This window comes from Promineifilum sp. (SeqCode) (assembly GCF_041918635.1).
Taxonomy (GTDB): domain Bacteria; phylum Chloroflexota; class Anaerolineae; order Promineifilales; family Promineifilaceae; genus Promineifilum.
The window spans coordinates 1-1,782 of the sequence record NZ_JAYRVJ010000515.1; the positions used below are offsets into that span (position 1 = coordinate 1).

The window sequence follows — 1,782 nt, forward strand, 5'->3', positions numbered from 1 at the left end:
AGGGCGGCCAGCGCCTCGGCCCCCGTCCGCTCCCGGCCGCGCTCGTAAATCAGGTGGTTTACCTGATCCATCTCCAGTGTGCTCCACTCTTCCTGCGTAACGCCCATGCCCTCATAGCGCGACCGGCCGCTGAGCAGCCAGGCGACGCCCCGCTCCCAGCCCGCCAGGTGGTTCAGGTGATCCTTGATCGCCCAGACCTCTGGCCCCGGCCGGCTCAGTTGTGCCTCGTCCAACGGGGCCAACACCCGCTGCAAGCGCTCCCAGGCGTGGCTGATCCGATCCATCAACTCCGTCTTGCTCATCTCATCCGCCATATAACCTCCGGAAAGAATCCACAGATTGCTCCGATGACACAGATTGTAAGAGGCTCACGCCAGGAACGCTAAGGCTTCCAAGAACGCAAAGCCAGAAAACTTCGTTCTTTGCGCCCTTTGCGTGAGCCTCTTCTAATCTGCCTAATCTGCGGATGATACCCGCTTCAACCGCGCCAGGAGCACGGGCGGGAACTCGCTGTAGTGGCCGCTCCAGGACGTGGTCTTGCCCTGGCCGTGCCCCGGCGGGAAGGCCGCCTCCTCCAGCGCGTCGAGCACGAAGCCAGCGCGCAGGAAGGGGCCGAGCAGCTCGCCCAGCGGCCGGTGGAAGTACGGCTGCGGCGCCGGCTGGCCGCGCAGGGCGATGCCCTCGCCCCGGAACGGCGTCAGGTAGCCCGACAGCTTCAGCGCGTAGCGCGTCGTCCACTGCCGGCCGTCGTCGGCGCTCTCGGTCACGTGCGTCACGTGCAGGCCGTTGAAGCTGGGGTGCATGACCGAGAAGATGAACCGCCCGCCCGGCCGCAGCAGCCGCCACAGCCCCTCGGCCAGCGGGACGATGTCGGCCATGTCGAACAGGGCCATGTTGCACATCGCCGCGTCGTAGCCCTCCTCGCCCAGCGCCAACAGCGCCGCCCGGTCGGTGGCGTCGGCCACGTGGAAGGCAATGCGGCCGTCGCCATAGGCGGCGGCCCGCTGGCGGGCGCGGGCGATCAGGCCGGCCGAGAAGTCGAAGCCGACCACGTCCGCGCCGGCCGCGGCCAGCCGCAGGGCGTACAGCCCGTTGCCGCAGGCCGCGTCGAGCACCCGCTCCCCCGGCCGGACGCCGAGCAGCCGCTCCGTGCGCGGCCAGACGAGCAGGTTGACGAAGTCGTTGCCCGCCGCGCCCATGTAGTCGTCCCAATGCGCCGCGTTGGCCTCCCACGCCCGCCGCGCGGCCTCGTTTTCGTCGATCAACTAAACCTCCAGGGGAAAGAAATTAGGAATTAGGAATTAAGAATTAGGAATGCAGAGCGTCGTGACACCTGGCTCTTGATTCCTAATTCCTAATTCCCTCGTCCCACAACTGCCGGGTCAGTTGGATGTGCCCGGCGTGCAGGGCGGTGTGTTCGAGGGCGTGGAGCAGCGCCCAGCCGACGGTGCGCTGTTCGTCGAACATACCGGCCGTGCGCGTCTCGCCCAGCGTCGCCGGGTCGAGCGCGGCCAGCACCTCGCGGCCGGTGTCCAGCGCCGCCCGCAGCCGCCCCAGCATCTCGGCCGCGTCCACGTCGCGCGTCTCGAACTCGTCGGCCCGCACGCGCCCCGACGGCTGCCCGCCGGCCACGTCCCCCACCCAGTAGCGCCACGCCCCCGCCGTGTGGGCCAGGATGACGGCGATGGAGTTCATCTCCGGCCCCGGCTTCCAATCCAGCGCCGCGGCCGGCAGGCCGGCCACGGCGGCCTCGATGGCCTTGTAGAGCGTCTCGAAACGATC

At 68.7% G+C, this 1,782-nt stretch carries 3 protein-coding genes; all 3 read right to left on the reverse strand.

All coding sequences use genetic code 11. The features are described from left to right. The coding region (locus ACE3UY_RS15510) for a ClbS/DfsB family four-helix bundle protein (RefSeq protein ID WP_374688405.1) at positions 1 to 314 on the reverse strand (314 nt) is incomplete at its 3' end. Positions 315 to 455: 141 nt separating this feature from the next. Next, positions 456 to 1,265 carry a class I SAM-dependent methyltransferase gene (locus ACE3UY_RS15515; protein WP_374688406.1) on the reverse strand — a complete coding sequence of 270 codons (810 nt, stop codon included), beginning with the start codon at positions 1,263 to 1,265 and terminating at the stop codon, positions 456 to 458. Positions 1,266 to 1,347: 82 nt separating this feature from the next. Then, positions 1,348 to 1,782: DinB family protein (locus ACE3UY_RS15520; protein ID WP_374688407.1), on the reverse strand; the 435-nt coding region annotated here is incomplete at its 5' end.